The 24,919-nt window shown below is 71.2% G+C and carries 17 protein-coding genes; 13 read left to right on the top strand and 4 right to left on the bottom strand.

Going from position 1 to position 24,919, the window contains the following annotated elements; all coding sequences use genetic code 11:
• Positions 1–44 precede the first annotated feature (44 nt).
• Positions 45–2,258 (top strand): ATP-dependent RecD-like DNA helicase, encoded by a 2,214-nt coding sequence (locus ABZ441_RS07285; protein ID WP_358969359.1) that lies wholly within the window; start codon positions 45–47, stop codon positions 2,256–2,258.
• A gap of 197 nt (positions 2,259–2,455) precedes the next feature.
• Positions 2,456–3,754 (top strand): citrate synthase, encoded by a 1,299-nt coding sequence (locus ABZ441_RS07280; protein ID WP_358969356.1) that lies wholly within the window; start codon positions 2,456–2,458, stop codon positions 3,752–3,754.
• A 586-nt stretch (positions 3,755–4,340) separates the two neighbouring features.
• Here ABZ441_RS07280 and ABZ441_RS07275 read toward each other — a convergent pair.
• Both ABZ441_RS07275 and ABZ441_RS07270 read right to left on the bottom strand, forming a co-directional pair.
• Positions 4,341–6,788: a heavy metal translocating P-type ATPase gene (locus tag ABZ441_RS07275; RefSeq protein WP_358969354.1), complete on the bottom strand. Its 2,448-nt coding sequence runs from the start codon at positions 6,786–6,788 to the stop codon at positions 4,341–4,343.
• Between the two features lie 105 nt (positions 6,789–6,893).
• Complete coding sequence (locus ABZ441_RS07270; protein ID WP_358969352.1) at positions 6,894–7,199, bottom strand: heavy-metal-associated domain-containing protein; 306 nt, start codon at positions 7,197–7,199, stop codon at positions 6,894–6,896.
• A gap of 318 nt (positions 7,200–7,517) precedes the next feature.
• Here ABZ441_RS07270 and ABZ441_RS07265 point away from each other — a divergent pair, with 318 nt between their 5' ends.
• Positions 7,518–8,570, top strand: coding sequence for a zinc-dependent alcohol dehydrogenase family protein (locus ABZ441_RS07265; protein WP_358969351.1), 1,053 nt, complete (start codon positions 7,518–7,520; stop codon positions 8,568–8,570).
• Between the two features lie 189 nt (positions 8,571–8,759).
• On the opposite strand, the gene ABZ441_RS07260 is transcribed toward ABZ441_RS07265, so the two are convergent.
• Entirely contained in the window at positions 8,760–9,686 is a 927-nt protein-coding gene (locus ABZ441_RS07260; protein ID WP_358969349.1) for a sugar phosphate isomerase/epimerase, read from the bottom strand.
• A gap of 191 nt (positions 9,687–9,877) precedes the next feature.
• On the opposite strand from ABZ441_RS07260, the gene iolC reads away from it, so the two are divergent.
• From iolC to ABZ441_RS07235, 5 genes are read left to right on the top strand one after another with little or no spacing between them, the layout of a single operon-like run.
• A complete protein-coding gene (gene iolC / locus ABZ441_RS07255; protein ID WP_358969347.1) occupies positions 9,878–10,888 on the top strand; it encodes a 5-dehydro-2-deoxygluconokinase in 1,011 nt (336 codons plus the stop codon).
• The gene (locus ABZ441_RS07250) at positions 10,885–11,775 is read left to right on the top strand and encodes a deoxyribose-phosphate aldolase (protein WP_358969345.1); all 891 of its coding nucleotides are present in this window, start codon (positions 10,885–10,887) and stop codon (positions 11,773–11,775) included. The genes iolC and ABZ441_RS07250 overlap by 4 nt, the downstream gene beginning before the upstream one ends.
• 30 nt (positions 11,776–11,805) lie before the next feature.
• A complete protein-coding gene (gene iolB / locus ABZ441_RS07245) occupies positions 11,806–12,690 on the top strand; it encodes a 5-deoxy-glucuronate isomerase (protein ID WP_358969344.1) in 885 nt (294 codons plus the stop codon).
• Entirely contained in the window at positions 12,687–14,600 is a 1,914-nt protein-coding gene (iolD, locus tag ABZ441_RS07240) for a 3D-(3,5/4)-trihydroxycyclohexane-1,2-dione acylhydrolase (decyclizing) (protein WP_358969342.1), read from the top strand. Before iolB ends, iolD begins: the two co-directional genes overlap by 4 nt.
• A 14-nt stretch (positions 14,601–14,614) precedes the next feature.
• Positions 14,615–16,114 carry a CoA-acylating methylmalonate-semialdehyde dehydrogenase gene (locus ABZ441_RS07235; RefSeq protein WP_358969340.1) on the top strand — a complete coding sequence of 500 codons (1,500 nt, stop codon included), beginning with the start codon at positions 14,615–14,617 and terminating at the stop codon, positions 16,112–16,114.
• 63 nt (positions 16,115–16,177) lie between these two features.
• Here ABZ441_RS07235 and ABZ441_RS07230 read toward each other — a convergent pair whose 3' ends face one another.
• The gene (locus ABZ441_RS07230; protein WP_358969338.1) at positions 16,178–17,200 is read right to left on the bottom strand and encodes a peptidoglycan-binding protein; all 1,023 of its coding nucleotides are present in this window, start codon (positions 17,198–17,200) and stop codon (positions 16,178–16,180) included.
• Between the two features lie 374 nt (positions 17,201–17,574).
• On the opposite strand from ABZ441_RS07230, the gene ABZ441_RS07225 reads away from it, so the two are divergent.
• From ABZ441_RS07225 to ABZ441_RS07205, 5 genes are all read left to right on the top strand, one after another.
• Positions 17,575–18,177: a DUF4291 domain-containing protein gene (locus tag ABZ441_RS07225; protein WP_358969336.1), complete on the top strand. Its 603-nt coding sequence runs from the start codon at positions 17,575–17,577 to the stop codon at positions 18,175–18,177.
• 176 nt (positions 18,178–18,353) lie between these two features.
• Complete coding sequence (locus ABZ441_RS07220; RefSeq protein WP_358969334.1) at positions 18,354–21,239, top strand: alpha/beta fold hydrolase; 2,886 nt, start codon at positions 18,354–18,356, stop codon at positions 21,237–21,239.
• On the top strand, positions 21,236–22,120 hold the full coding sequence (locus ABZ441_RS07215) for an ABC transporter permease (RefSeq protein WP_358969332.1): 885 nt from the start codon (positions 21,236–21,238) through the stop codon (positions 22,118–22,120). The genes ABZ441_RS07220 and ABZ441_RS07215 overlap by 4 nt, the downstream gene beginning before the upstream one ends.
• Positions 22,121–22,246: 126 nt before the next feature.
• Positions 22,247–23,836: a von Willebrand factor type A domain-containing protein gene (locus tag ABZ441_RS07210; RefSeq protein ID WP_358969597.1), complete on the top strand. Its 1,590-nt coding sequence runs from the start codon at positions 22,247–22,249 to the stop codon at positions 23,834–23,836.
• Between the two features lie 109 nt (positions 23,837–23,945).
• Positions 23,946–24,905 (top strand): STM4015 family protein, encoded by a 960-nt coding sequence (locus ABZ441_RS07205; RefSeq protein WP_358969330.1) that lies wholly within the window; start codon positions 23,946–23,948, stop codon positions 24,903–24,905.
• Positions 24,906–24,919: the final 14 nt, after the last annotated feature.

Here is a 24,919-nt window from a genome sequence, read left to right as displayed (position 1 = left end):
GGAGAAACGACTCGCAGCAGGGCGGCGGCCAAGGCATTTGTGAAGTGACTGGCGTCCTGGAGCGGATCACGTACGCCAACGAGGAGAACGGCTACACCGTCGCCCGTGTCGACACCGGGCGCGGGATGAACGATCTCCTCACCGTCGTCGGCTCGCTGCTCGGCGCGCAGCCCGGCGAGTCCCTTCGGATGGAGGGGCGTTGGGGCTCCCACCCGCAGTTCGGGAAACAGTTCACCGTCGAGAACTACACGACGATCCTCCCCGCCACCATCCAGGGCATCCGCCGCTACCTCGGATCGGGCCTGATCAAGGGCATCGGGCCCGTCATGGCCGACCGCATCACCACCCACTTCGGTGTCGACACCCTGGACATCATCGAGCAGCAGCCCAAGCGGCTCGTCGAGGTGCCCGGGCTCGGTCCGAAGCGGACGAAGATGATCGCCGCGGCCTGGGAGGAGCAGAAAGCGATCAAGGAGGTGATGGTCTTCCTGCAGACCGTCGGCGTCTCCACCTCCATCGCCGTCCGCATCTACAAGAAGTACGAGGACGCCTCGATCTCCGTCGTGAAGAACCAGCCGTACCGGCTGGCCGCCGACGTCTGGGGCATCGGTTTCCTGACCGCCGACCGCATCGCCCAGGCCGTCGGCATTCCGCACGACAGTCCGGAGCGGGTCAAGGCCGGGCTGCAGTACGCCCTGTCGCAGTCCACCGACCAGGGCCACTGCTTCCTCCCCGAGGAGCGGCTGATCGCCGACGGGGTGAAGCTGCTCCAGGTCGACACCGGGCTCGTCATCGACTGCCTGGCCGAGCTCGCGGCGGACCCCGAAGGCGTCGTACGGGAGAAGGTGCCGGGCCCCGAGGACGGGCAGCCGGTCACCGCCGTCTACCTCGTCCCCTTCCACCGCGCCGAGATCTCCCTCGCCGCCCAGGTGCAGCGGCTGCTGCGCACGCCGGAGGACCGGATGCCGGCCTTCCAGGACGTCGACTGGGACAAGGCGCTGGCCTGGCTCGCGCGGCGTACGGGCGCCACGCTGGCCCCCGAGCAGGAGGCGGCCGTCCGGCTCGCGCTCAGCAAGAAGGTCGCCGTCCTCACCGGCGGTCCCGGCTGCGGGAAGTCGTTCACCGTCCGGTCCGTGGTCGAGCTGGCCCGTGCCCGGAACGCCAAGGTGGTGCTGGCGGCCCCCACCGGGCGGGCCGCGAAGCGGCTCTCGGAGCTGACCGGGGCCGAGGCGTCGACCGTGCACCGGCTGCTGGAACTCAAGCCCGGCGGGGACGCCGCGTACGACCGTGACCGGCCGCTGGACGCCGATCTGGTCGTCGTCGACGAGGCCTCGATGCTCGATCTGCTCCTCGCCAACAAGCTGGTCAAGGCGGTGGCACCGGGTGCACATCTGCTGCTGGTCGGGGATGTGGACCAGCTGCCCTCGGTCGGCGCGGGGGAGGTGCTGCGTGACCTGCTCGCCGAGGGGGGCCCGGTTCCCGCGGTCCGGCTGACCACGATCTTCCGGCAGGCCCAGAAGTCCGGCGTCGTCACGAACGCCCACCGCATCAACTCCGGGGTTCCGCCGCTGACCCAGGGGCTGGACGACTTCTTCCTGTTCGTGGAGGACGAGACGGAGGACGCCGGAGTGCTCGCCGTCGACGTGGCGGCCCGCCGCATCCCCGCCAAGTTCGGTCTCAACCCCCGCCGTGACGTGCAGGTCCTCGCCCCGATGCACAGGGGCCCGGCCGGTGCGGGTCATCTCAACGGGCTGCTCCAGCAGGCCATCACCCCCGGGCGCCCCGGTCTGCCCGAGAAGCGGTTCGGAGGCCGGGTCTTCCGGGTAGGCGACAAGGTGACGCAGATCAGGAACAACTATGACAAGGGGGAGAACGGGGTCTTCAACGGCACGGTCGGTGTCGTCACCGCTCTCGACGCGGACGAACAGACGCTGACCGTCCTCACGGACGAGGACGAGGAGATCTCGTACGAATTCGACGAACTGGACGAACTGGCCCATGCCTACGCGATGACCATCCACCGCTCGCAGGGCAGCGAGTATCCGGCCGTCGTCATCCCCGTCACCACCAGCGCCTGGATGATGCTCCAGCGGAACCTGCTGTACACCGCGGTGACCAGGGCCAAGAAGCTCGTCGTGCTGGTCGGTTCACGCAAGGCCATCGGTCAGGCCGTCCGCACCGTTTCCGCTGGCAGGCGCTGTACGGGACTGGATTTCCGGCTTCGCGGCGGCACAGCGGAAGACTTCCCGGAAAAATGATCGATCAAAACGGTGGGAAACATCACTGAGGCCTTCCGGAACCGCAGTCCAGGGGGCAGGATGAGAAAGTTGGCGGCACTCAGTGCCGTCGGTAGGTCCAATGGACGACCCCGAGTGCACTCTCCTGCGCCAAATGGGGGAGGGTGGAGACAGTCAGGGCACCTCGAAGAAGAGGCACTACGTCGGTGAGGGATGACGTGAGCGAGCACACCAACAACGCTGTAGTACTGCGGTACGGCGATGACGAGTACACCTACCCGGTGATCGACAGCACCGTCGGCGACAGGGGCTTCGATATCGGGAAGCTCCGGGCCAATACGGGCCTGGTCACGCTGGACAGCGGATACGGCAACACAGCCGCGTATAAATCCGCCATCACCTACCTCGACGGCGAGCAGGGCATCCTGCGGTACCGCGGTTACCCGATCGAGCAGCTCGCGGAGAGCTCGACGTTCCTCGAGGTCGCCTACACGCTGATCAACGGCGACCTTCCGAAGGTCGACGAGCTGTCGGCCTTCAAGAACGAGATCACCCAGCACACGCTGCTGCACGAGGACGTCAAGCGCTTCTTCGACGGCTTCCCGCGCGACGCCCACCCGATGGCCATGCTGTCCTCGGTCGTCAGCGCGCTGTCCACCTTCTACCAGGACAGCCACAACCCGTTCGACGAGGAGCAGCGCCACCTCTCGACGATCCGGCTGCTGGCCAAGCTTCCGACGATCGCGGCGTACGCGTACAAGAAGTCGATCGGTCACCCGTTCGTCTACCCGCGCAACGACCTCGGCTACGTCGAGAACTTCCTGCGCATGACCTTCTCCGTCCCGGCCCAGGAGTACGTGCCGGACCCGGTCGTCGTCTCCGCGCTCGAGAAGCTGCTCATCCTGCACGCGGACCACGAGCAGAACTGTTCGACCTCCACCGTGCGTCTGGTCGGCTCCTCGCAGGCGAACATGTTCGCCTCGATCTCCGCAGGCATCTCCGCCCTGTGGGGCCCGCTGCACGGTGGCGCCAACCAGTCGGTCCTGGAGATGCTCGAGGGCATCCAGGCCAACGGCGGCGACGTCGACTCCTTCATCCAGAAGGTGAAGAACAAGGAGGACGGCGTCCGCCTGATGGGCTTCGGCCACCGGGTGTACAAGTCCTTCGACCCCCGCGCCAAGATCATCAAGGCTGCCGCGCACGACGTGCTGTCCTCGCTCGGCAAGTCCGACGAGCTGCTCGACATCGCGCTCAAGCTGGAGGAGCACGCGCTCTCCGACGAGTACTTCGTCTCGCGCAACCTCTACCCCAACGTGGACTTCTACACGGGTCTGATCTACCGCGCCATGGGCTTCCCGACCGAGATGTTCACCGTGCTGTTCGCGCTCGGCCGGCTTCCCGGCTGGATCGCGCAGTGGCACGAGATGATCAAGGAGCCGGGATCCCGCATCGGCCGCCCGCGCCAGATCTACACCGGCGAGGTCCTGCGCGACTTCGTCCCGGCCGAGGGCCGCTGAAGCTCCGGCACCTCTGCTCCACCCCGGCCGCCGGGCCGGGCATCCTTCGCCCCGCGTACCGCGCTCATACAGTCAGAGCGCGGTGTCCGGGGCGATTCGGCGTTCCGGACACCTTGCTTCCGTGAGGCATCGTCTCCGGGAGGCCGTGCGCTGCGTGCCGTGCGGCGCACGTCGTGTGTGGTGCGCGTGGTGCGCCGTGTGTGTCGTGCGCCGTGTGTGTCGTGCGGCGGAAGCGAGAAACGCCCCGCCGTCGATCCCCCCACGGGTCGACGGACAGGGCGTTTCCCATATCCCGGAGCGGATTCCCCCCACGGGATCCGGCCGGGCGTCTGAAGGGAGCCTGAACTCCCGTTGTCATGCAGGTGGTGCGTATTCGGTTCGGTCCTGCTGTGCGACTGCCGGGGTACGTACGGGAGGGCCGCTCAAGCTCCCCGGTGCACGTGCCCCGGCCTGCGTGTGCCAGGAGCGTCCCCCAAGACACTCCATCGGACGTCCCCCAAGACATCCTTGGCATCGCACTCTTAGACTCACCAACCCATCAGATGGTTACCCTCGAATCGGTGTGATCTAAGTCTCTTTGTAGAAATTATGTGAAGGAGCGCAACCTCAGGCTGTTCGTGACGACGAACACCGACGAGAACGCCATTGCCGCACCCGCGATCATGGGGCTGAGCAGCCCGAACGCAGCGAGAGGCAGGGCGGCCACGTTGTAGCCGAAGGCCCAGAAGAGGTTGCTTCTGATGGTGCACAGAGTACGCCTCGACAGGCGGATGGCGGCAGGGGCAACCTTGAGATCTCCACGAACCAGCGTGAGGTCGCCCGCCTCGATCGCCGCATCGGCTCCGGTCCCCATCGCCAGACCCAGATCGGCCACGGCGAGCGCGGCCGCGTCGTTGACGCCGTCGCCGACCATCGCGACGGCCCGGCCCTCGGCCTGAAGGCGCCGTACGACCTCGGCCTTGTCCTGCGGCAGGACCTCCGCGTGGACCGCGTCGATCCCGACCTCGCGGGCCACGGCCTGCGCCGCGGCCCGGTTGTCACCGGTCAGCAGAATCGGCTCGAGACCCAGGGCGCGGAGCTCCGCGACGGCCTCCGCGCTGGTCTCCTTCACCGTGTCCGAGACCTCCAGCACACCCCTGGCCTCCCCGTCCCAGGCCACGACGACGGTCGTACGCCCCTCCGCCGCAGCCTGGGCCAGGGCGGCGTCCAGGGAGGGCTGGAGCGTGATCCGCGCATCGGCGAGGAGCTGTGGCCGTCCGGCCAGCACGCGGTGCCCCTCGACGGTCCCGCGCACCCCGAGGCCGGGGACGTCGGTGAAGTCCGCCGGTGCGGGCAGTGCCGCGCCGGTACGGGCGGCCGCCCCGGCGGCGACCGCGCGGGCCACGGGGTGCCCGGAGGCGTGTTCGACGGCCCCGGCGAGACGGAGCAGGTCCGCCTCGGCCGTGCCGGGCGCGGTGTGGACGCGTCCGAGGGTCATGCGGCCGGTGGTGACCGTGCCGGTCTTGTCGAGGACGACCGTGTCGATCCGCCGGGCGGTCTCCAGCACCTCGGGGCCCTTGATGAGGATGCCGAGCTGCGCGCCGCGTCCCGTGCCGGCCATGAGGGCCGTGGGTGTGGCGAGGCCCAGGGCGCAGGGGCAGGCGATGATCAGCACGGCCACGGCGGCGGTGAACGAAGCGGTGATGTCGTCGGTGGCGAGCAGCCGCACGACCAGGGTCACCAGGGCGATCAGCAGCACCACGGGCACGAAGACCGCTGAGATCCGGTCCGCGAGGCGTTGCGCGGCGGCCTTGCCGCTCTGTGCGTCCTCGACGAGCCGCGACATCCTGGCCAGCTGGGTGTCTGCCCCGACACGGGTGGCCTCGACGACCAGCCGTCCGGACGTGTTGAGGGTGGCGCCGGTGACGGAGTCGCCCGGTGCGGCGTCCACCGGGAGGGACTCCCCGGTGAGCATGGAGACGTCGACCGCCGACGATCCCTCGACGACCGTGCCGTCGGTGGCGATCTTCTCGCCGGGCCGCACGACGAAGCGGTCGCCGACGAGGAGCCGGCCGACGGGCACGCGCACCTCCAGGAGTGCGGACTCCCGTCCGCCTCCCGCTTCCGCCGCTCTTCCCGCTTCGGTGCGGAGGACCGTGACGTCCTTCGCACCGAGGTGGAGCAGGGCACGCAGGGCGGAGCCGGCCTTCCGCTTCGACCGGGCCTCCAGGTAGCGGCCGAGCAGGATGAAGGCGATGACTCCGGCCGCGACCTCCAGGTAGATGGTCGAGGCGGGGGTGGACCCGGCGGCGGTGACGTCGAAGCCGTGCCGCATCTCCGGCATGCCCGCGTCGCCGAGGAACAGGGCCCACAGCGACCAGCCGAAGGCCGCGAGCGTGCCGATGGACACCAGGGTGTCCATCGTCGCGGCGCCGTGCCTCAGGTTCGCCCAGGCGGCGCGGTGGAAGGGCAGGCCGCCCCAGACGACGACGGGGGAGGCCAGAGTGAGGGAGAGCCACTGCCAGTTGTCGAACTGCAGGGCGGGGATCATCGCCAGGAGGACGACCGGTGCGGCCAGGGCCGCCGAGACCCGCAGGCGCTGCCGGAGCGCGGAGAGGCCGTCATCGGCCGTATGCCCGGACGTGTCGTGGGGGCCGACGTCCGTGTGCCCGGTGGTGTGGCCGGGGTTCTCGGGCCTGTGCCCGGCGGCGTCGCGGGAGTCCTCGGTTCCGCCGTCCCGGTCGGCGGGCCCGGTGCGGGACCGGGTTGTGTCCCCGTGCCCCCGGGTGTGCGGCGCGGGTGCGGGGCGGATGGCGGGACGAGCCGTGTATCCGGTCTTCTCCACGGTCGCGACCAGGTCGTCGAGCGTGGTTCCGGCACCGTAGGAGACACGGGCCTTCTCGGTCGCGTAGTTGACGGTGGCGGTGACGCCGTCCATCCGGTTGAGCTTCTTCTCGACGCGGGCCGCGCACGAGGCGCAGGTCATTCCGCCGATGGTGAGCTCGGTGTCGGAGGTCTCCGGCGCCGGGGCCTCGGCTGCCGTGGTGCTGGCCATGTGTGCGGACTCCTGGGTCGGGCAGTCGGGCCGTTTTCCCTCCAGTATCCGCTTCCCTCGGGGACGGGACCGGCCCGACGGGAAACGCCGGGCCGCTGCCGGCTCTCAGGCGCGGCCCACGAGCTCGTAGCCGGCCTCGTCGACGGCGGCGCGTACGGCGTCGTCGGTCAGCGGGGCCGCGGAGTCGACGGTCACCCGGCCGGTGGCGGCCTCCGCCTTCACGGAGGTGACTCCCTCGATGCCGGAGATCTCCTCGGAGACCGCCCCTTCGCAGTGGCCGCAGGTCATGCCCTTCACCTCGTACACCGCGGTGACGCCCGCGGCCCGGACGTCGGCCGCACCGTCGTCGCGGGAACCGGTGGACGAGCAGCAGGAGCCGGAGGTCCGGGGCGTGTCGGTCTCGGCGCTCATGACGTTCTCCTCTTCGCAGACAGATGCAGACGTGACGGATGGGGCACGAGAGGGCACCGTGGAACCCGGTGTGCCTGCCCGCCTCGATCCACTATACCCCTAGGGGGTATTTATGCGTCCTCTGCCGTCACTCCATCGGGCGTGTCGCGTATCGACGGGCCGGGGGTGCGGTGCACCGCCGTTCCAACTCCGCGGGGCGCGCGTCGTGTTCGATCCGCGGGACTGGGGGCGGGAGGCGGGACAGGATCACCGCCGGGGCGTAGATTCGCCGGACCGAGGGGCCGGACGGCGTGGGCCGGACCATGGGAGGCGAAGCCGATGCGGGCAGTGGTGTTCGAGGGGTTCGGGCAGGAGGCCCGGGTCCGGGACCTGCCGGATCCCACTCCCTCGGCCGGGGGAGTCGTGGTCCGGGTCGAGGCCACGGGGCTGTGCCGAAGCGACTGGCACGGCTGGATGGGCCACGACCCGGACATCGTCCTCCCGCACGTACCCGGGCACGAACTGGCCGGCGTGGTCGAGGAAGCGGGCCCCGGAGTGCACAACTGGCACGCCGGTGACCGGGTCACCGTGCCCTTCGTCTGTGCGTGCGGCCGGTGCTCCGCCTGCGCCGCCGGCGCCCAGCAGGTCTGTGAGCGGCAGGCCCAGCCGGGCTTCACCCACTGGGGCTCCTTCGCCGAGTACGTGGCGCTGGAGCAGGCCGACGTCAACCTCGTCGCCGTGCCGGACGGGCTGTCGTCCGCCACGGCGGCCGGACTCGGATGCCGGTTCGCCACGGCGTTCCGGGCGGTGGTCGGGCAGGGGCGGGTGGCACCCGGGGAGTGGGTCGCCGTGCACGGCTGCGGCGGGGTCGGGCTGTCGGCCGTGATGATCGCGGTGGCGTGCGGAGCCAGGGTCGTCGCGGTCGACGTGTCGCAGCGGGCCCTGGAGCTGGCGCGGGCATTCGGCGCGTCCGCCTGCGTGGATGCCTCCGCGCACCCTGCCGGGGCGGACGAGGCCGTACGCGAACTGACCGGCGGGGGTGCTGATCTGTCGCTCGACGCGCTGGGTTCCCCGGTCACCTGCGCCGCCTCGGTGCGGAGCCTGCGCAGGCAGGGCCGCCATGTCCAGGTCGGACTGCTGCCGTCGGCGGCCGGTGACCCCGTCGTTCCCATGGCGCGGGTGATCGCGCTCGAGCTGGAGATCCTCGGCAGCCACGGGATGGCCGCCCACGACTACCCGCCGATGATGGACATGGTCCTGGCCGGCACCCTGCGGCCGGATCTGCTGGTGACCTCCACCATCGCGCTGGACGCCGCACCGGCGGCCCTCGCCGCGATGGGCACCGCGCCCGGAGCGGGCGTCACGATCATCGAACCTTCCGGTAAGGCGTGAGCGCCCGGACGGCCGGAGCGGTTCGTGCCGCCAGGGCTGTCCGTGCTCAGCGGCCCCTGTCGCAGTGGTCCGTGCTCGCGGTACGAGCGGACCGTGTCCGGCTCGACCTCGGTGTGCGCGGCGATGTCCTGGTGCGACCAGAGCCGTCGGTCCGGCAAGTGACTGCTGTGGCGGAAGAGGGGCGGGGGCTCAGGCGGAGGGCCGCGCGGGCCCGCAGATGCGGAGGAACTCGCGGGTGCGTCGTGCGATGGGCAGCGGCTTGTCGGGCGGGCAGGGGTACATGTCCTGCTCGACGATGGCGAACAGGTCGGTGCCCAGGGCGCGCGCCGCGTCCAGTACGGGTTCCAGCGCGGGTACCCCGCCCGGCGGCTCGCACATCACTCCGCGCGCCACGGCCGGACCGAACGGCACCTCGTTCGCGACGACGTCGGCGAGCACCGCGGGGTCGACCTGCTTGAGATGCAGATAGCCGATCCGCTCGCCGTACGTCCTGATGAGCTTCACGCTGTCCCCGCCGCAGTAGGCGTAGTGGCCGGTGTCGAGACAGAGGGAGACGAGGTCGGGGTCGGTGGCGTCGAGGAAACGGTTGACGTTCTCCTCGCTGTCGATGTGCGTGTCGGCGTGCGGGTGCACCACGATGCGCAGCCCGTAGTGGTCCCGGACCTCGCGGGCCAGCCGTTCCGTCTGGGTGGTGAGCTCACGCCACTGCGCGGCGGTGAGCGTGCGGTCCTCCAGCACCTCACCCGTCTTGTCGTCCCGCCAGAAGGAGGGGATGACCACCAGGTGTCCGGCGCCCATCGCGCGGGTGAGTGCCGCGATGCCGGCGACATGCTCCCAGGTCCGCTCCCAGACCGCCGGGCCGTGGTGCAATCCGGTGAAGACCGTTCCCGCGGAGACGGCGAGGTTCCGGCGGGCGGTCTCGTCCGCGAGACGGGCGGGATCGGTCGGCAGGTAGCCGTACGGGCCGAGTTCGATCCACTCGTAGCCCGCCTCGGAGACCTCGTCGAGGAATCGCTCCCAGGGCACCTGCTGCGGGTCGTCGGGGAACCACACCCCCCACGAATCGGGTGCCGAGCCGATGCGGATGCGGGCCGGAGAGGGCACGGAGGAGGTCATATCGCCCACCCTCCAGCGCCCGGGAGGGAGTGTCAAGAGTTCGTCCGAATGTCCGGACAAAGTGTTGACAGGGTTCCGGACGGGGGTTAGACCTGGGAACGGCCCGGGCCGCGGCCGACCCCCGGGGCGACGGGCCGGGACGACTTGCGGGACCACGGGCCGGGCCTGAGCGCCGGGTCGAAGGGATGCGTATGCCTGAGCCGTACGACGTGATCACCATGGGGCGGATCGGGGTGGACATCTACCCGCTGCAGACCGGCGTACCGCTGGCCCGGGTGGAGACCTTCGGGAAGTTCCTCGGCGGCTCACCGTCCAACGTGGCGGTGGCGGCCGCCCGGCTGGGGCGGCGCACGGCCGTGATCACGCGGACCGGCCAGGACGCCTTCGGTGACTACCTCCATGAGGCACTGGGGGAGTTCGGGGTGGACGACCGGTGGGTGAGCGCCGTGGCGGAGTACCCGACGCCGGTCACCTTCTGCGAGATCTTCCCTCCCGACCACTTCCCGCTCTACTTCTACCGGCAGCCCAAGGCGCCCGACCTGGAGATCCACGGCGGGGAGCTGGACCTGGACGCGGTGCGGGCGGCCCGCGTCTTCTGGATGACCGGCACCGGCCTGTGCGCCGAACCCAGCCGCACCGCGACCCTCACCGCACTCCGGGCCCGCAGCGCCGCACAGACACCGGACCGGTCCGGCCTCCCGCGCGTCACCGTCTTCGACCTCGACTGGCGCCCCGTGTTCTGGGGCGGAGGCGACGGCGAAGCCGCCCGCGCCCACTACCGCGAGGCGCTCGCCCACGCCACGGTCGCCGTCGGCAACCTCGACGAGTGCGAGGTGGCGACGGGAGAGCGTGAACCCCGCGCCGCCGCCCGTGCCCTGCTCGCCGCCGGACCCGAGCTGGCCGTCGTCAAACAGGGGCCGGCTGGTGTCCTCGCCGTCCACCGCGACGGAACCAGCGCCGAGATCCCGCCCCTCCCCGTCGACGTCGTCAACGGGCTGGGCGCCGGGGACGCCTTCGGCGGCGCACTCTGTCACGGTCTCCTCGCCGGCTGGGACACCGAACGCGTCATGCGCTACGCCAACGCGGCCGGGGCCATCGTCGCCTCCCGCCTCGCGTGTTCGTCCGCGATGCCGTACCCCCACGAGGTCGAACAGGCCCTCGACGACGGCGTGGCCGGCGCCGCCACGGGCCCCACCCCGTGACCCCGCCCGCCGCGGCCGGCGTCGCCGACCTCGTCCGGCTCCGCGCCCACCGTCCCGAGGCCGTCGCCGAGGCGGCCGCCGCCCGCCGCAGGCGGCCCCTCGTCGGCCCCACCGGACGTCTGATGATCATCGCCGCGGACCACCCGGCCCGCGGCGCCCTCGCCGTCGGCGACGACGACCTGGCCATGGCCGACCGTTTCGTCCTGCTCGAACGACTCTGCACAGCCCTCTCGCGCCCGGGCGTCGACGGGGTGCTCGCGGGCGCCGACGTCCTGGAGGACCTGCTGCTCCTCGGCGCGCTGGAGGACAAGGTCGTCATCGGCTCCATGAACCGCGGCGGACTCGCTGGAGCCGCCTTCGAGCTGGACGACCGCTTTACCGGCCACCGTGCGATCGACCTCTCCCAGCAGGGCTTCGACGCGGGCAAGCTGCTGCTGCGGATCGATCACGGCGACCCCGGCTCCCTGGACACCCTGCACACCGCCGCCCGTACCGTGAACGCCATGGCCGCCCACCGACTGCCCGTCTTCGTCGAGCCGTTCCTCTGCCGGCGCACCCCGGAGGGGATCCGCACCGACCTGGGTGCCGCCGCTGTCACCACCTCCATCGCCATTGCCTCGGGCCTGGGCGGGACGTCCGCGTACACCTGGCTCAAGGTCCCCGTCACCGACGACCCCGGCGACATGGACCGCGTGATGCGGGCCTCGACCCTCCCCGCCGTCCTGCTCGGCGGCGAGGTCACGGGAGACCCGGACGCGGTGTACGAGAAATGGCGCGGCGCGCTGCGGCTCCCGACCGTCCGGGGGCTGGTGGTCGGGCGCTCGCTGCTCTACCCCGCCGACGGCGACGTGGCGGGCGCGGTCGACACGGCCGTAGGGCTCCTGTGAACGGGCGGGACGACGGGTAGGGATCGAGCCATGAAGACGAGCGACGAGCAGCAGAGGTACCACCTCAAGGCCGGTGAGGCCACGCACGGCCCCTACGCCCTCGACATCGACCCGGAGCGGGCCGGATGGGAGCGGTCGGGTCTGCGCGTCCTGGAGCTCGGGCCAGGAGGTGTTCATACCCTCGTAACCGGGGAAAGTGAATGGATCATCCTGCCGTTGTCCGGTGGCTGTACGGTGCGTGCAGCAGGTGAGATCTTCGAACTGCTGGGCAGGAAAGACGTGTTCAGCGCGGTGACCGATTTCGCCTATCTCCCACGCGACACCACCGCCCAGATCGCCTCCGGCGCAGGAGGCCGCTTCGCCCTGGCAGGAGCGAAGTGCGAGCGACGACTCCCCGCTCGCTACGGCCCCGCGCCGGAGGTACCGGTCGAGATCCGCGGCGCCGGCACCTGCTCGCGCCAGGTGAACAACTTCGCCGCCGCCGACACCTTCGACTGCGACCGGCTCATCGCCGTCGAGGTCCTCACCCCCGGCGGCAACTGGTCCTCGTACCCGCCGCACAAGCACGACGAGCACCACCCCGGCACCGAGTCCGTGCTCGAGGAGATCTACTACTTCGAGGTCGAGGGCGACGGCCTCGGCTACCACCGGGTGTCGCCCTCCCGCGACGGCGGAACGGACGTCCTGGCCGAAGTCGCCACGGGGGACGCCGTCCTCATCCCCGACGGCTGGCACGGCCCGTCCATCGCACCGCCCGGCCGCACCCTGTACTACCTGAACGTCATGGCCGGACCGGGCGAACAGCGCGAGTGGCTCATCCGTGACCACCCCGACCACCGCTGGATCCGCGACACATGGCCCGGGCAGCCCGCGGACCCACGACTCCCCTTCCACGGTCCGGAGGCCGCCCGGTGACCACACCACGCCGCAGCACCGGCAAGGCCGCACCCACCCGCAGGCTCACCACGGCCCAGGCCCTCATCGCGTTCCTCGCCCGCCAGTACACCGAGCGCGACGGCCGCCGTCACCGTCTGATCAACGCGACCTGGGGCATCTTCGGCCACGGCAACGTCGCGGGCATCGGACAGGCACTCGTCGAACCGGGCCCCGCGATGCCGTACCTCCAGGGCCGCAGCGAACAGGCCATGGTGCACGCCGCCGTCGGGTACGCCCGCCAGTCGAACCGGCTCTCCGCCCACGCGGTCACCACCTCCATCGGCCCCGGTGCCACCAACCTCGTCACCGGAGCCGCGCTGGCGACCGTCAACCACCTGCCCGTGCTGCTGCTGCCCGGAGACACCTTCGCGACCCGGCCCGCCGACCCGGTGCTCCAGCAGCTCGAAGTCCCGCACGCGGGCGACGTGTCGGTCAACGACTGCCTGCGCCCCGTGTCCCGCTACTTCGACCGGATCACCCGCCCCGAGGCGCTGATCCCGGCCGCCCTCCAGGCCATGCGCACCCTCGCCGACCCGGCGGACACCGGAGCCGTCACGCTCGCGCTGCCGCAGGACGTGCAGGCCGAGGCGTACGACTGGCCGACGGAGTTCTTCGCGACGCGCGTCTGGAACGTACGCAGGCCGGCCCCCGACCGTCACGAACTCGATCAGGCCGTCCGCGCGGTGCGCGGCGCACGCCGGCCCCTGATCGTCGCGGGCGGAGGAGTCCACCACAGCGCCGCCGAGGAGGCTCTCGCCGCGTTCGCCGCCGCCACCCGCATCCCCGTCGCCTCCACCCAGGCCGGCAAGGGGTCCCTGCGCCACGACCACCCCGCCGACGTGGGCGGCATCGGCCACACCGGCACCGCCACGGCCGACGCGCTGGCCCGCGAGGCCGACCTGGTCATCGGGATCGGCACCCGCTACACCGACTTCACGACCGCCTCCAGCACCCTCTTCGCCGACCCGGCCGTCCGCTTCCTCAACCTCAACATCACCGGATTCGACGCCCACAAGCTCTCCGCCCTCCCCCTCGTCGCGGACGCCCGCACCGCGATCGGAGCACTCGGCGAGGCACTCGGCGCACTCGGACACCGCGTCGAACCCGGCTACGAGAGCGCGTACACCGACGCCAAGGACCGCTGGGAGCAGCGCGTCGAGGCCGCCTACGCCACCGCCGATCCGGACGCCCGCCCCACCCAGACCCAGGTACTCGGACTGCTGGACGAGCTGGTCACGGAGGACGACGTCCTGATCAACGCGGCGGGCTCCCTCCCCGGTGACCTCCACAAACTGTGGCGGGCCCGCTCCCCGCGCCAGTACCACGTCGAATACGGCTACTCCTGCATGGGATACGAGATCCCCGCCGCCCTCGGGGTCCAGCTCGCGGCACCGGACCGGCCCGTCTGGGCCCTCGTCGGCGACGGCACGTATCTGATGAATCCCACCGAGATCGTCACCGCCGTGCAGGAGGGCCTGCCCGTCAAGCTCATCGTCCTGCAGAACCACGGCTACGCGTCCATCGGCGGCCTCTCCGAGTCCGTCGGCGCCGAACGCTTCGGCACCGCATACCGGCACCGCACCGCCGAGGGCTCGTTCACCGGGCCCCCGCTGCCCGTCGACCTCGCCGCCAACGCGGCCTCGCTCGGCATGCGGGTGCTGCGCGCCGGGACGGTGGGTGAGCTGCGCCGGGCCCTCGCCGAGGCACGCGAAGCGGACCGTCCTACTTGTGTCTACGTCGAGACCGAAACGGCAGACACAGTGTCGGGGCCCCCTCCGGCACAGGCGTGGTGGGATGTTCCCGTAGCCGAAACCGCGACCCGCCCGTCGGCGGTCGAGGCCCGGGAAGAGTACGACCGGCAGACCGCAGCCCGACGCCGCCACCTCTGAAGGAGACACCCGTCATGAAGACCGTCAACCACTGGATCGGTGGCAGGACCGTCGAGGGCACGTCGGGCAACCACGGGCCGGTCACCGACCCGGCGACCGGCGCAGTCACGACCCGGGTGGCGCTCGCCTCCACCGAGGAGGTCGACGCCGCGGTCTCCGCCGCGAGGACGGCGTACGAGACGTGGGGCACCTCCTCGCTCTCCGCCCGCACCGCGGTCCTCTTCCGCTACCGCGCCCTGCTCGACGCCCACCGGGACGAGATCGCCGCGCTGATCACCGCGGAGCACGGCAAGGTGCACTCCGACGCGCTCGGTGAGGTCGCCCGCGGCCTGGAGATCGTCGAGCTGGCCTGCGGCATCACCACCCAGCTCAAGGGCGAGCTGTCGACCGAGGTCTCCAGCCGGGTCGACGTGTCCTCGATCCGGCAGCCGCTCGGCGTCGTCGCGGGCATCACGCCGTTCAACTTCCCCGCCATGGTGCCGATGTGGATGTTCCCGCTGGCCATCGCCTGCGGTAACACCTTCGTCCTGAAGCCCAGCGAGAAGGACCCGTCGGCCGCCAACCTGCTGGCCGAGCTGGCCGCCGAAGCGGGCCTGCCCGACGGCGTGCTGAACGTCCTGCACGGTGACAAGGTCGCCGTGGACGGGCTCCTCGCCCACCCCGACGTCGCCGCCGTCTCCTTCGTCGGCTCCACCCCCATCGCCCGGTACATCCACGCCACCGCCTCCGCCAACGGGAAGCGCGTGCAGGCACTCGGCGGAGCGAAGAACCACATGCTGGTGCTCCCGGACGCCGACCTGGACGCCGCGGCCGACGCGGCGGTCTCGGCCGCCTACGGTTCCGCCGGTGAGCGCTGCATGGCCATCTCGGCCGTCGTCGCCGTGAGTTCCGTCGCGGACGAACTCGTCGCGAAGATCCGCGAGCGCGCCGAGAAGATCACGATCGGCCCCGGCACGGACCCCACCTCCGAGATGGGCCCGCTGATCACCGCCGCCCACCGGGACAAGGTCGCCTCCTACGTCACGGGCGCGGCGGCGCAGGGCGCCGACGTCGTGCTCGACGGCACCGGCCACACGGTCGAGGGCTTCGAGGACGGCCACTGGATCGGCCTGTCCCTCCTGGACAACGTCTCCACCGACTCCGACGCCTATCGCGACGAGATCTTCGGCCCGGTCCTGTGCGTCCTGCGCGTCGACACGTACGAGGACGGCGTCGCCCTGATGAACGCCTCGCCCTTCGGCAACGGCACCGCGATCTTCACCCGCGACGGCGGCGCCGCCCGCCGCTTCCAGCTGGAGATCGAGGCCGGCATGGTCGGCGTCAACGTCCCGATCCCGGTACCCGTCGGCTACCACTCCTTCGGCGGCTGGAAGGACTCCCTCTTCGGCGACCACCACATCTACGGCAACGACGGCGTGCACTTCTACACGCGCGGCAAGGTCGTCACCACCCGCTGGCCCGACCCCGCCGACGCCCCGGCGGGCGTGGACCTCGGCTTCCCCCGCAACCACTGAGGCCTCCCGCCCCGCACGTGTGAACGGCCCGCCTCCGGCGGGCCGTTCACAGGCGGTCCCGACTCAGCTGCCCATCAGGGCCTGCCAGGTCTTCGGGCCGACCACCCCGTCCGCGACCAGCCCCTTCTTCTGCTGGAAGGCCCGGGCCGCCGAGTCGGTGAGCCCACCGAACACGCCGTCGACCACGAGCGAGTGGCCACGGGCGTTCAGCGCGGTCTGGGCGGCGCGCACGGACGCGCCGGAGGAGCCCTCCTGGACGGTCCTGACCAATGCCGACCAGGTCAGCGGGCCTATGACCCCGTCCGCCACCAGGCCCTCGGCCTTCTGGAACGCCTTCACCCGGGAGTCCGTGAGCGAGCCGAAGACGCCGTCGGCGGTGGTCGCGTAGCCGTGGCTCGTGAGCAGGTACTGCGCGGCTTCGACCTTGGCGCCGCTGCTGCCCTGCGAGAGCGTGGACCAGCCCGACGACGGTGGAGTGGGAGTGGTACCGCCGCCGCCACCGAGCTTCACCGGACGGTACGGCTTGTACTCGCTGTTCGCGCCGAGCCCGTAGGTCAGCACGCGGTGGTCCGTGCCGTGCCCGCCACGCTGCTCGTACGCCTGGTAGGCGGTGTGGGCAGAACTCGTCCAGCCCGCGAATATCACGACGTGGCGCGTGGTGTTGCTGCCGGACGCGTCGATCAGCAGGTCTCCCGGCAGGAGCTCACTCACTCCGATCGGGGTCGTCAGACTCCGGTTGCCCGCCAGTTCTACGGTGTTGGGGCCGGACTTCCACAGGCCGAGGGTCATCGAGACATAGCCCGAGCAGTCCTGCCGGTACCCGTCCTTCCAGACCGATTCCTGGCTGTACGGCACCTGGGAGCCGTTGTCGGCGGTGAGCCAGGTCTTCGCACGGCGCAGGACCTCGTCCCGGGTGAGGCTCGCCGCCTCGGCGCCGGCCGAGGCGGACCGGGTCGCCGCAGCCTGCTCCGGCGCGGCCACGGCGCCGGACGGGAAGACCAGGAGACCGCCGGCCGTCAGGACACCGGCGACCGCCGTGGCCAGGGCCGTGCGTGCGGAACGATTCGATCGGGACAGGTGGGGCACGGTGACTCCTGCGTATGGGGGGTCATGTGAGACGGGCGGGCCGGTGTGCTGGTCGAGCGTTCCGGGGCGGCCCGTCGGTACATGGTGCAGGCGCGGCACAGCCGAAACCACAGCCGCAGTCACACGTGCACAAATGGCAAGGACGATTCAGTGGACTTTGTGGCCGGAAACGACACTTCGATGGACCCGGCCTCCCCAACTCCGTCCCGTCTGTGTGGTGTTGTGTCGGACGGACCGCCACCTGACGTACGTCTGATTGAGGCTCATGTTCGGATCCGACGCACGGTCCCCGTACGTCGGCGAGGTCGGGACGGGCCGTACCGCTCAGCGAAAACCAGGTGCTGCGATGCGCCGGTTCACGCATTCTGGGGCGCATGAACGCCCTCGTCCCCCCGGCCCGTCACGAGATCCGCGCCCAGCACACGGACACCACCGTCACGGTGTACCAGGCCTATCAGCCGGCCATCGGCCTGCCGGCCGCCCGTGACGGCCGCTTTCCGGCCGCCTGGAAGCGCGACCGCATGACGTGGATCAAACCGAGCTTCCTGTGGATGATGTACCGCTGCGGCTGGGGCACCAAGGAGGGCCAGGAGACCGTGCTCGCCGTCGAGATCACCCGCGAGGGCTTCGCATGGGCCCTGGAGCGCGCCGAACTCTCTCACTACGTCCGGGGAGTGCACCCCGACCGGGCCACCTGGCAGCGCGGCCTGCGCCGCAGTCCCACCCGCGTCCAGTGGGACCCGGAACGCGACCTCGACCTGAACCCGCTGCCGTACCGCTCCCTCCAGCTCGGACTGAGCGGCGAGGCGGCACGGCGCTACGCCGACGAGTGGCTGGTCTCCGTCACCGATGTCACTCCGCTCGCCCGGGAGATCCACGCACTGGTCAGGGCGGGCGAGCCGGACAGGGCATCCGCTCTCCTGCCCGTCGAGGAGCCGCTCACGGACCTCGGTGTTCCGGTGCCCGCCGGCCGGTGAGGCGCGCGGCGGCGAGGAGCTCCGCGGCTGATGCGGATGTGCACGTATGTGCCCTTTCGCGAGGTCGGTGTACCGCATGCGGAGTACGGGGAGGGCCGGACGTACCTCCCAGGGATGCCGTGGACCTCCCCCCGGGGGCACCCCGGCCCCCGAGCCGTTCCGTTTAGGGTCGAGTCATGGAGACCCCGACTTCCCGGTGGCGGCACCGGCTGCCCCGTACCCGAGGCCGGTGGGCCGCGGTCGTCGCCGCCCTCGCCGTGCTCGCGGGTGCCGGTACCTGGACCGCTACCGCCGACGACAGCGCCCCATCCGTGCACCGGCAGGACCGGATGATGAAGATGAACGGGGTGTCGGTCGACACCTCGTACTTCACGTCCGGAGGCACACAGCCCCGGCCTGCCGTCCTCATCGGGCACGGCTTCGGCGGCAGCAAGAACGACGTTCGAGCCCAGGCCGAGAAGCTGGCCGCCGACGGGTACGCCGTCATGACCTGGTCCGCCCGAGGATTCGGGAGGACGACGGGGGAGATCACGCTCAACGCCCCCGACGGCGAGGTCAAGGACGTGTCCGGGCTCATCGACTGGCTCGCGGAACGCCCCGAGGTGGAGCTCGACGCGAAGGGCGACCCGCGCGTCGGCGTCACCGGTGCCTCGTACGGCGGCGCCGTGTCGCTGCTCGCCGCCGGGCACGACGAGCGGGTCGACGCCATCGCACCGGTGATCAGCTACTGGAACCTCGCCGACGCGCTCTTCCCCGACGGGGTGTTCAAGAAGCTCTGGTCCGGGATCTTCGTCAGCTCGGGCGGTGGCTGCGAGAGGTTCCAGAAGCAGCTGTGCGAGATGTACGAGCGGGTCGCGGTCAGCGGCAAGCCGGACGCCGCCGCGCGTGAACTCCTGACGGAACGTTCCCCCGAGGCCGTGGCCGACCGGATCGACGTACCCGCGCTGATCCTGCAGGGGCAGAGCGACTCGCTCTTCCCGCTCGGTCACGCCGACGCCATGGCCAAGGCCATCAAGGCCAACGGCGCACCCGTGTCCGTCGACTGGATCGCGGGCGGGCACGACGGAGGGGACGACGAGGGCGATCGCGTCGAGAGCCGGGTCGGTGACTGGTTCGACCGGTATCTGAAGGAGGACAAGGGCGCCGACACCGGGCCGGGCTTCCGCGTGACCCGGACCGGAGGCGTCGACTCCACCGACGGCGCCGCCCTGAAGCGCGGCGCGAGCAGCGCCACGTACCCGGGGCTGACCAGCGGCGGGCGGAAGATCACGCTGACCGGCGGCGGGCAGCAGCCCCCGGCGGGCGGCGGACAGGACACCCCCGGCACCGGCGGCGGCCAGGACGCTCCGGCAAAGGGCGGGCAGGACCAGCCCGCCACCGGCGGCGGACAGGACCAGCCCGCCACCGGCGGCGGACAGGACCAGCCCGCCACCGGCGGCGGACAGGACCAGCCCGCCACCGGTGGCGGTGAGGGCGCCGCCATGGGGGGCGGACAGGACGTACCCCCCGTCGGTCCGACCCAGACCTTCCACAACCCCGCCGGAGCCAACCCGCCCTCCATCTCCGCCGTACCCGGCATCGGGGGCGGGCTCTCCCAGCTGTCCTCGCTCGGCGTCGGGCTCTCCCTCGACTTCCCCGGGCAGTACGCCCGCTTCGAGTCCGCGCCGCTGGACCGTGCCGTGCACGTCACCGGATCGCCCACCGTCCGTGTGAACGTGAAGGCGGACCAGGGCGACGCGGTGCTCTTCGGCAAGGTCTACGACGTCTCGCCGGACGGGAAGCAGCAGGTGCTGCCCTCCCAGCTCGTCTCCCCCTACCGGTTCACCCCCGCCGAGCAGGGAAAGCCCGTCGAGCTGACCCTGCCCGCCGTCGATCACGAGGTCGACGCGGGGCACCGGCTCCGTCTCGTCCTCTCCGCGACCGACCTCGCCTACGCCTCACCCGCCGAGCCCGCGACGTACACCGTCTCCCTCGACGGGGCACTGACCGTTCCCACGGCGCCCGCCGTGAAGACCGCGGCGGCCGTCCTGCCCTGGTGGACGTGGGGCCTCCCCGCAGCCGCGGTCGTCATCGCCGCCGCCCTCCTGCTCACCGCACGCCGGCGTACCGTGACTCCCGCCCCCGACCCCGCGCTGACCGGCGTACCGCTGCAGATCACGGGCCTGTCCAAGAAGTACGCCAAGTCCACCGACCGGTACGCGGTGCGCGACCTCGGCTTCCGCGTGGAGAAGGGGCAGGTCCTCGGCCTCCTCGGACCGAACGGCGCCGGGAAGACCACCACACTGCGCATGCTGATGGGGCTCATCACCCCCGACGCCGGCGAGATCCGGGTCTTCGGGCACGCGATCCGCCCCGGGACGCCCGTACTGTCCCGCGTGGGGTCCTTCGTCGAAGGCGCGGGCTTCCTCCCGCACCTCTCGGGCCGCTCCAACCTGGAGCTGTACTGGCAGGCCACCGGGCGGCCCGCCGAGGACGCCCACATCGACGAGGCCCTGGAGATCGCCGGACTCGGCGACGCCCTGGCCCGCGCGGTGCGCACCTACTCCCAGGGGATGCGGCAGCGTCTGGCCATCGCCCAGGCCATGCTCGGCATGCCGGACCTCCTCATCCTCGACGAACCGACCAACGGTCTCGACCCGCCCCAGATCCGCGAGATGCGGGACGTGATGATCCGGTACGCGGCAGGGGGCCGGACCGTGATCGTCTCCAGCCATCTCCTCTCCGAGGTCGAGCAGTCCTGCACCCACCTGGTGGTCATGGACCGGGGGCAGCTCGTCCAGGCCGGCCCGGTCGCCGAGATCACCGGCTCCGGCGACATGCTGCTCGTCACCACGGACGCCGAGGTGGCCGAACCACTCGTGGACAAGGTGGCCGCCCTCCCGGGCGTCGGCTCCGCCGCCCGCGTGGACGACGGCCACGGGCTGCTGGTCCGTCTCGACGGTGCCACCGCGGCGCAGCTCGTCGCCGATCTGGTGCGTCTCGACGTGCCGGTGACGGGCGTCGGGCCGCACCGCCGCCTGGAGGACGCCTTCCTCACCCTCATCTCCCAAGGATCCGCATGAGCTCCGCAACAGAGATCCAGGCCCTGGCCGAAGCCCCCGGCTACCACGCCCGCCGCACCCTGCCGCTGCGTGTGGAGGCGATGAGGCAGCTGCGCAGGCGCCGCACGCTGCTCATGGGCGGGGTGCTGGCAGCCCTGCCGTTCATTCTGATCATCGCCTTCGCGGTCGGCGGCACGCCGGGCGGCGAAGGGGGCGGCGGAGGCGGCTCGCGGATCAACCTCATGGACGTCGCGACGGAGTCCGCGGCGAATTTCGCGGCGACCTGCCTCTTCGTCTCCGCCGGCTTCCTGCTCGTCGTCCCGGTCGCCCTGTTCTGCGGGGACACCGTGGCCTCCGAGGCCAGCTGGTCCTCGCTGCGCTACCTGCTCGCGGCGCCCGTACCGCGCTCCAGGCTGCTGTGGAGCAAGCTCGTCGTGGCGCTCGGCTTCAGCCTCGCCGCGATGGTGCTGCTGCCGCTCGTCGCGCTGGGCGCGGGAGCCGTGGCGTACGGCTGGGGGCCGCTGAAGCTCCCCACCGGGGGCGCGCTCGCCACCTCGGACACCGTGCCGCGTCTCGCGCTGGTCGTCGCGTTCATCTTCGTCTCCCAACTCGTCACCGCCGGACTGGCGTTCTGGTTGTCGACGAGGACGGACGCTCCGCTCGGCGCGGTGGGCGGCGCGGTCGGACTGACCATCGTCGGCAATGTCCTCGACGCGGTCACGGCCCTCGGAACGTGGCGCGAGTTCCTGCCCGCGCACTGGCAGTTTGCCTGGGCCGACGCACTCCAGCCCGACCTCGAATGGGGCGGGATGGTCAAGGGCGCCGCGGTGTCGGTGACCTATGCCCTGATCCTGTTCGCTTTCGCCTTCCGCGGGTTCAGTCGTAAGGACATCGTGTCCTGACCTTGATGTTCCGCCGCGCCACCGTCCGTCGTTGCGTCATCGAGACGGTTCCGCAACGCTTCTGACGACTCCGCCCGGCCGCCTCGCACGTCACATTCACAGATGTCTACGACGTGGGGGGTACGGATGGACCGCAGGGCAAGGACGTATCGGGGAGCGCTCGCGCTGCTCCTGGCGGGCGGGATCCTGATGACCGGCTGCGGTGGGCCGGATGCGACCAGCGATTCCGGATTCGACCGCGGCACCGGCAGCGGCGGACCTGCCGGGGGGAGGCAGCCCTCCGGCGGATCCGCCGCACCTGAGCAGCAGCAGGAGGACGGGGCGAGCCGGGCAAAGGACGGTGCCGCGAGGGAGAGCGCGGCACCCGACTACCTGTCGACCTTCGCCCTCGACGTGGACACCGCCAGCTACGGGTACGCGCGCCGCACCCTGGGCGACGGACAGCTGCCGGCAGCGGACACGGTGCGCCCGGAGGAGTTCGTCAACAGCTTCCGCCAGGGCTACGAGCGGCCGGAGGGCAACGGCTTCGCGGTGAGTGTCGACGGTGCCCGGTCCGACGCCGCCGACTGGTCGCTCGTGCGGGTGGGGCTGGCCACCAGGGCCGCCTCGAACACCGCTGAACGCCCGCCCGCCGCACTGACCTTCGTCGTCGACATCTCCGGTTCCATGTCCGAACCGGGCCGCCTCGACCTGGCGAAGACCTCGCTGGGGATCCTCGCCGACGAACTGCGCGACGACGACTCCGTATCCCTGGTCACCTTCAGCGAGGAGGCCGAGACCCGGCTGCCGATGACCCGTCTCCAGGGCAACCGCACCAAGGTACGGGACGCCATCGAGGAGATGGAGCCCGCCGACTCCACGAATGTGGCGGCCGGTATCGAGCAGGGCTACGAAGAGGCGGTCGAGGGCCGTCGCAAGGGCGCCAACAACCGTGTTGTCCTGCTCTCCGACGCGCTCGCCAACACCGGTGAGACCGACGCCGACGCGATCCTGGAACGCGTCAGGGACGCACGCAAGGAGTACGGCATCACCCTGTTCGGCGTCGGAGTCGGCAGCGACTACGGCGACGAGCTGATGGAACGCCTCACCAACAGGGGCGACGGCAACACCACCTACATCGCCGACGAGACCCAGGCCAGGAAGGTGTTCGTCGACCAGCTGCCCGCCCACGTCGAGCTCAGGGCCCGCGACGCCAAGGCCCAGGTGGCCTTCGACCGCAAGACGGTCCAGCAGTTCGAGCTGATCGGTTACGAGAACCGCAAGGTCGCCGACGAGGACTTCCGGGACGACAGCGTCGACGGCGGCGAGGTGGGCCCCGGCCACACGGTGACCGCGCTCTACGCCGTCCGGCTCCGCGAGGGCGCCTCCGGTCACGTGGCGACGGCGACCGTGCGCTGGCTGGACCCGAAGACGCGGAAGGCCCATGAGGAGACCGGATCGGTGGAGACCGGCGCGCTCGGCGGAAAGCTCTGGGACGGCGCCGGCACACGGCTCCAGGTGACGGCGGTCGCCGCGTACTTCGCGGACAGCCTGCGCGGCGGAGACCTCCCCGGTACGCCCCCGCTCGGTGAACTCGCCACCCGGGCAAGGAAGCTGGCGTCCTCCTCCGAGGACAGCTCGGTGGAGAAGCTCGCCATGATGATCGAACAGGCCGACCGGATCAAGAACGGCGGCGGGGACGAACCACCCGGCGACGAGGGCGAGGGCGAGCTCTGACACGGCCGACCGGGCCCGGCAGGGGGAAGCCCCCGCCGGGCCCGCCCTGTCGGTGGCGGCTGATAGAACACGTCGAACAGCCATCGAACGGACTGTCAGGAGTTCTCCCTTGTCCTACGTCCACCATGTCGAGCGGTTCCACGAACTGCCGGCCTTCACCTTCCCGCCGTACGCGGACCCTACGGATCTGCCTGACGCGGGAGCCGTGGCCTGGCGTCTCCACTGCGGTCCGTATCCGTCCGACGAGGACCCCGAGTCCTACTGGAAGCGTTTCACCGAGTCGGTCGACCTGGGGAAGATACGCGCCCTGGTCCTCGCCAGCCCCTGGTACGACAGCGAGGGCGGGAGCGGTCTGTGTGAGCTGATCGATCTGTCCGCCCGGTTCACCGGGCTCGAAGCACTGTTCCTCGGCGATCTGGAGGACGAGGAGGCGATGATCTCCACGATCGCTCTGGACGATCTCGCGGAGCTGCTGGGGGCGTTTCCCGGGCTGCGGGAGCTGGCCATGCGCGGGGGAGACGGGCTGCGATTCCCCGTGACGGGCCACGAAGGGCTGCGGGTGCTGCGCGTCGAGTCCGGCGGGCTGCCGTCCGGGGCGGCGGCCCAGATCGCGGCCGCTTCCCTGCCCTCCTTGGAACGGCTGGAGCTGTGGCTGGGAGACGAGGACTACGGCGGTGGCACCACGGCCGAGGACCTGGCCCCCCTGCTCGCCGGCGTCGGCAAACCCGCCCTGCGCCACCTGGGGATTCAGAACGGTCCGAACCAGGACGAGTTGGCGGCGGCCCTGGCCTCTGCCCCGGTCGTACGCGGACTCACCTCGCTGAGCCTGTCGATGGGCACCCTCGGCGACGAGGGCGCGGAGGCTCTCCTGACGGGCCAGCCGCTCGGCCACCTGCGGGAGCTCGACCTCTCGCACCACTTCCTCAGCCAGGACATGATGCTGCGGGTCTGGACGGAGCTGGAGCCGCAGGGGGTGCGGGTGAACCTCACCGCGCGGAAGGAAGAGGAGGCCGAGAGGTTCCCCGAACTCGGAACGGGGTCCTACCGGTACGTCGCCGTCGGCGAATGAACGCCCCGCCGGTC

The organism is Streptomyces sp. NPDC005752, assembly GCF_040630715.1.
Classification (GTDB): domain Bacteria; phylum Actinomycetota; class Actinomycetes; order Streptomycetales; family Streptomycetaceae; genus Streptomyces.
This window is presented reverse-complemented; position numbering and strand designations above follow the sequence as displayed.